We start from the raw sequence: 6,118 nt of genomic DNA on the forward strand, positions 1-6,118 counted from the left end.
TTTCACGGCGCAAATGTTGACGATGTTTCAATCTTAGCGTTCGCGCGCATTACCCACCGGTTCCACTAGACAAATGCGGCATCGCAAGCTAGATTTGCCCGGTCTTTTCGCCGATCGGGTTTGCCGTTAGCAGCGAGAATCGAATTTACATAACCATACCCCTATACGCCATTTGCCAAGGATGCCCGTGCTCGATTCGCGATTTCCCCGCTTAAACGGTGGGTTGACATTGTTTTCACTCTCAAGTCTTTTTAGCTTCGAACAGCCGTTCTAAATGAACTCCACCGCCCCACCCTCCGCCGACCTGGATACCGGTCTGGCCGCGTTGTTGATGATGGCCGCCTTTCACGGCGTGGCCGCCGACGAAGCCGCCTTGCGCCACGAGTTTGGGCCGGCGTTGGTGCCGGATCACGAGGGGCGCTGCCGCTTCGATAACCGGACACTGCAATTGGCCGCGCAACGCTTGGGCTTGACCGCCAAGCCGCGCCGGCAGGAGCCGAAACGTTTGGCGTTAGCGCCGTTGCCGGCGATCGCGTTGGGCAAGGACGGCCGTTATTTCATCCTGGCCAAATACGATGCCGGGTCGCCCGCACCTGCCGGCCCGGACCAAGGCGGGCCTCCGCCCACCCATGGCGGCTCACCCAACGCCGCTGGCAAAGTCTTGATCCAGCGCCCCGGCGAGCCGCCGGCGGTGATGACACTGGCCGAATTGCTGGCGAGTTGGACCGGCGAATTGTTGTTTTTCACCTCCAAGGCCAGCTATGCCGGCGAGGCGGCCCAGTTCGACTTTACCTGGTTCATTCCCGCCTTGATCAAGTACCGCAAACTGTTCGGCGAAGTCTTGTTGATTTCGCTGGTGTTGCAGCTGATCGGCCTGGTCACGCCGTTGTTTTTTCAGGTGGTGATGGACAAGGTGCTGGTCAACCACGCGATGAAGACCTTGAATGTGATCGCGATCGGCCTGATCGGGGCGATGCTGTTCGAAGCCGCCTTGTCCGGTATCCGCACTTGGGTGTTCGCTCATACCAGCAGCAAGATCGACGTGGAGTTGGGCGCCCGCTTGTTCAAGCATTTGTTGGCCTTGCCCACCGCCTATTTTCAAGCCCGCCGGGTCGGCGATTCGGTCGCCCGAGTCCGCGAGTTGGAGAATATCCGTTCGTTTCTGACCGGTAATGCCATCACCTTGTTGCTGGATTTGCTGTTCTCGGTGATCTTCATCGGCGTGATGCTGTATTACAGCGCCTGGCTGACCCTGATCGTCGTAGTATCGATACCGCTGTATATCCTGTTGTCGGTCGTGTTCACCCCGGTGATTCGGGCTCGATTGGACGAGAAATTTAACCGTAGCGCCGAAAGCCAGGCTTTTTTGGTGGAGACCATCAGCGGCATCGACACGGTCAAGGCCATGGCGGTCGAACCGCGTTGGACCCAACACTGGGAGAAGCAACTGGCCGCTTACGTTACCGCCGGCCTGTCGGTCACCCAAGCCGCCACCTTGGCCGGCGGCGGCGTCAATCTGATCAGCAAACTGGTGACCGCCGCGATCATGTGGCTAGGCGCCACGCTGGTAGTCGACGGTCAGTTGACCGTCGGCGAACTGGTGGCCTTCAACATGTTGTCCGGCCAAGTCTCGGCCCCGATTTTGCGGCTGGCGCAGCTGTGGAACGACTTTCAGCAAGTCGGCATCTCGATGCGCCGCTTGGGCGACATTCTCAATACCCGCAGCGAAGTCATGGGCCAAAAGACCCGGCTACCGCGGATTGCCGGCGCGATCGAGTTCGACCAGGTGTCGTTCCGTTACCGGCCGGATGCGCCGGACGTGATTCGCGGGGTCGACTTACGCATCGCGCCGGGCGAAGTGATCGGCATCGTCGGTCGCTCCGGCTCCGGCAAAAGCACCTTGACCAAGCTGGTGCAGCGCTTGTTCGTACCGGACCGCGGCCGGGTGTTGATCGACGGCCACGACATCGGCATCATTGACACCGCTTCGCTACGCCAACAAATCGGCGTGGTGTTGCAGGAAAATACTCTGTTCAACCGTTCGATTCGCGACAACATCGCCTTGGTCAACCCGGCCTTGCCGTTCGAAGCCGTGATCGAAGCCGCCAAACTGGCCGGCGCCCACGAGTTCATCTGCGAATTGCCGGAAGGTTACGACACGCTGGTCGGCGAACACGGCACCGGTTTATCCGGCGGCCAGCGCCAACGCATCGCCATCGCCCGGGCGTTGATCAGCAACCCGCGCATCCTGATCTTCGACGAAGCCACTAGCGCCTTGGACTACGAGTCTGAAAAAGTCATTCAGGACAATATGCGCCGCATCTGCCAAGGCCGCACCGTATTGATCATCGCCCACCGTTTGTCGGCGGTGCGCGATGCCAACCGTATCGTGGTCATGGAGCGCGGCCAGATCGCCGAGACCGGCCGGCATCAGGAATTATTGCAAGTGCCGAACGGCATCTACGCCCACCTTTACCAATTGCAGCAGGCCGGCGCATGAGTCTGCGCTACCGCTGGCAAGCCTACGCCGAACTGTGGGGCCGTTACCGCGACACCTTCCGTTACTTTTGGCGGCAACGGCGGGAACTGGATAGTCCGCCACGTTCGCACGACGAAGCCGAATTTCTGCCGGCCGCCCTGGCCTTGCAGGCCCAACCGGTTTCGCCACTGGGCCGCGGCGTGGCCTGGTTGTTGATGGCACTGGTCGCCGCGACGCTGGCCTGGGCCTGGTTCGGCGAAGTGGACATCATCGTCAACGCCGCCGGCAAAATCATCCCCAGCGCCCGCACCAAAACCATCGCCTCGGTCGATACCGCCAGCGTCGCGGCGATTTACGTCCGCGAAGGCCAATTCGTCCGCCAAAGCGAGCCGCTATTGGATCTGGACAGCAGCGCCTTCGATGCCGAACGCGACAAGGCCAGGGCCAATGTCGTCGAAGCCCGCTTGCAACAGGCCAGAGCCCAAGCGTTGATCGACGCCATCGACCGCGGCAGGCCGCCGGTTTTGATTCGGCCCGAACAAGTAGTCGAGGCCAAATACCAAGCCGCATTGGCGCATCTGGAGGGCCAGTACCGCGAGTTCACCGCCAAGCGGCAACGCCTGGATGGCGATATCGCCCGCTACGCCTCGGCACTGCCGCTGGTCGCGCAACAAGCCCGCGACTTCCAAGCCCTGGCCCAGGCCCACGATGTCGCCCCGCACGCTTATCTAGAAAAGGAACAGGCCCGCATCGAACTGCAAGGCCAACTCGACAGCGCCAAAAACCAACGCGCGGCGCTGATCGCCGAAACCCGCAAACTGGCCTTCGACGAACACACCCAAGCCGGCAAACTGGCCAGCGACGCCGAACAGGACGCCGCGCGCGCCGACGCCCATGGCCGTTTGCTCAAACTGAGCGCGCCGGTGGCCGGCACCGTACTGCAACTCGCGGCCCACACCGTCGGCGGCGTGGTCGCGGCGGCCCAACCCTTGTTGCAGATCGTGCCGCAAGACAGCACGGTCGAAGTGGAAGCCAGCCTGGAAAACAAGGACATCGGCTTCGTCCAGGAAGGGCAAAGCGCCGAAGTCAAGATCGACGCCTTCCCCTATACCAAATACGGCACCGTCACCGGCCGGGTGGCCCATGTCTCGCGCGATGCGATTCAAGACGAGAAAAAAGGCTTGATCTACAGCGTGCGTATTGCCCTCGACCAGGCGACGCTGGCGGTCGACGGCCACGATGCGGCGCTGTCGCCCGGCTTGTCGATCCAGGCCGACATCAAAACTGGCCGGCGCAGGGTCATCGAATACGTACTGACGCCACTGTTGCAGCACGGCCGGGAAAGCTTGCGTGAGCGTTAAGTCCGGAACGGCGCGAACCGCGTGCCACCCCCGCCGTTCGAGCAAAGTCATCACGCTGGGTTTGGCGCTGAGTCTGTTACCGGTACCGGCGCTGAGTTTTGATTTAGCCGCCGTACCCAACATCCCCGACCTACTCGACGATCCGCTCGATACCCGGCCGCCGGTGCTGGAGCAAGGCGCGGTATTGCCGGGCGACCGGCGCGGTATCCTTTGCCCGGTCGAAAAGGATTTTACCGTGCCGTTGCTGTTGGACGAGGCGGTGGATCTGGCCTTGTGCCACCATCCGCAAGCCCAAGCCGCCTGGGCCGAGCTCAAGATCCAGGCCGCCAATCTCGGTGTGGCCAAGGCCGGCTATTGGCCGACCGTGAACGCGGCGGTTAACCATCTGAACAGCTATTACCAATATCCGGACTCGCCCCTCCCTTCGAGCGAAACCGACGGCTTTACCTTGTACGGCAATCTGAGTTGGCGCTTGTTCGACTTCGGCGGCCGTGCCGCCAATCTGGCCGCCGCCAACTGGCTGTTGACCCAGGCCTTGGCCAACCAGGACGCGGTGTTTCAACGCCTGCTGGACGGCGTGATTCAAGCCTATTTCGACGCCCAAACCGCCAACGCCCAACGACAAGCCAAGACCGACAGCGAAGCGTTGGCCAGCCAAACCCTGGCCAGCGCCCGCCGCCGCGAGGCCAGCGGGGCCAGCAGCCGCAGCGATACTCTGCAAGCCGAAACCGCCCTGGCCAAGGCGGCATTGGGGCGCAGCCGGGCCGACGGCGATTACCGCAAAGCCTTGGCGGTACTGCGCCAGGCCATGGGGATCGCCCCGGAAACGGTATTGACCCTGCCGGAGAATGCCGAGCCTGAGCAAACCGGCGAAACGCTGGCCCAAGACGGCCGCGACCTGCAAATCTGGCTGGCCGAAGCCAAACGTCGCCATCCGGCCATCGTCGCGGCCCAGGCCCAATGGGAAGCCGCCAAGCAGCGCATCGTGCAAGCCCGGTCCGAAGGCCTGCCGACGCTGGACTTTAGCCTGAACGCCTACCAAAACGGCTACCCCAATCAAGCCCTGTCGCAAAGCCAAACCCGGGTGGAAACCATCGGCATCAACCTGACCATCCCGCTGTTCGAAGGCTTTGCCCGTACCTACAAAATCCGCGGCGCGCAAGCCCAAGCCGAACAACGCGCGGCCGAACTGGCCGACACCGAGCGACAAACCCTGCTGGACGTGGTCAAGGCCCACGCCGAAGCCGAAGCCGCGCTGCGTAATCTGAGCTATTCGGCAACTTGGCTGGCCAGCGCGCAAACTGCCGTCGCCAGCTCGCAGCGGCGTTACGACAAAGGCGCCGCCGACATCCTGGAACTGCTGAATACCCAGACCGCACTGGCCGACGCCCGCCAGGAGCGCCTGCGCACCCTGGCCGACTGGCGAGCGGCCCGCTTGCGCTTGTTCACCAGCGCTGGCCTTCTGGGCCGAGACATGATCGAACAGGCCGAAGGGCCAAAGGCAAAAGGTCAGCCGGCCATCGTCACTCCAGAAAGATGAACTCAAAGGATCGGAGTTCGCGTATTCGACGACTAAAGCTTGTCGAATAAGCCAAACAAAGACGAAATCTGATAATTGGTAACAATATCGATGCCCGAAACCTAATCGTCCCCAAGGCAAAACGCCTCGGGGACAGACTCGCGATACCGTCTATTAGCGCCAATTGGCCGCAATCACCGGCGCTAGCGCGGCTTGATAATCGGTCGGCAAGGTGGTCTGGCCCGACGCCGGCGGCGCGAAGGCCGCCATCGCAGACACCAGACTCTCGACTTGACTGTCCAGCAAGGTCAAATTGCCATCCGTGGTCTTGAATTGCTCGACGTGATTCGCGTTGCCGCTATACCAGTTTTGTACGATCAACTTGTCCGAGGTGCCAACGATGCTGACTTCCAGGTTGTTGCCCACATGGCTAAACCACAATTGGTCGGCACTTACGCCGCTGAGGAATAGGGCTACATCGGTATTACCCGCCGTCGCGTCGTTCTCGACCACCGTGTCGGCGCCGTAACCGCGACCCTGAATGTAAGTGTCGTTACCGGTACCTCCTTCTAGCAAATCGGTACCAGTGAATCCGTTCAAGGTATCGTTACCTGTCCCCCCATTCAAATAGTCATCCCCTGAACCCGCGCTGATGGTGTCGTTGCCCGAACCGCCATAGAGATAATGAATGAATTCTCCGCCATTTAGAGTATCGTTACCATCTGTACCGCCCTTTACAACCCCCTTGGTGTTCAGCAA

General features: G+C 61.3%; 4 protein-coding genes. 3 read left to right on the plus strand and 1 reads right to left on the minus strand.

Annotated features, from left to right (window positions below; all coding sequences use genetic code 11):
* Window positions 1-274 precede the first annotated feature (274 nt).
* Genes NP603_RS17855 through NP603_RS17865 form a run of 3 tightly spaced genes read left to right on the plus strand, consistent with a single transcriptional unit; the run spans window position 275 to window position 5,380 of the window.
* On the plus strand, window positions 275-2,500 hold the full coding sequence (locus NP603_RS17855; protein ID WP_256612237.1) for a type I secretion system permease/ATPase: 2,226 nt from the start codon (window positions 275-277) through the stop codon (window positions 2,498-2,500).
* Window positions 2,497-3,840, plus strand: a complete 1,344-nt coding sequence (locus NP603_RS17860; RefSeq protein ID WP_256612238.1) for an HlyD family type I secretion periplasmic adaptor subunit — start codon at window positions 2,497-2,499, stop codon at window positions 3,838-3,840. Before NP603_RS17855 ends, NP603_RS17860 begins: the two co-directional genes overlap by 4 nt.
* Complete coding sequence (locus tag NP603_RS17865; protein WP_256612239.1) at window positions 3,830-5,380, plus strand: TolC family protein; 1,551 nt, start codon at window positions 3,830-3,832, stop codon at window positions 5,378-5,380. Before NP603_RS17860 ends, NP603_RS17865 begins: the two co-directional genes overlap by 11 nt.
* Window positions 5,381-5,533: 153 nt before the next feature.
* Here NP603_RS17865 and NP603_RS17870 read toward each other — a convergent pair.
* Window positions 5,534-6,118: calcium-binding protein (locus tag NP603_RS17870; RefSeq protein WP_305891470.1), on the minus strand; the 585-nt coding region annotated here is incomplete at its 5' end.

Source organism: Methylomonas aurea (assembly GCF_024505045.1).
GTDB lineage: Bacteria > Pseudomonadota > Gammaproteobacteria > Methylococcales > Methylomonadaceae > Methylomonas > Methylomonas aurea.

Bases quoted from the DNA above. Each gene is read 5' to 3' on its own strand.
- NP603_RS17855 (WP_256612237.1), top strand. From the start codon at position 275: ATGAACTCCACCGCCCCACCCTCCGCCGACCTGGATACCGGTCTGGCC.
- NP603_RS17860 (WP_256612238.1), top strand. From the start codon at position 2,497: ATGAGTCTGCGCTACCGCTGGCAAGCCTACGCCGAACTGTGGGGCCGT.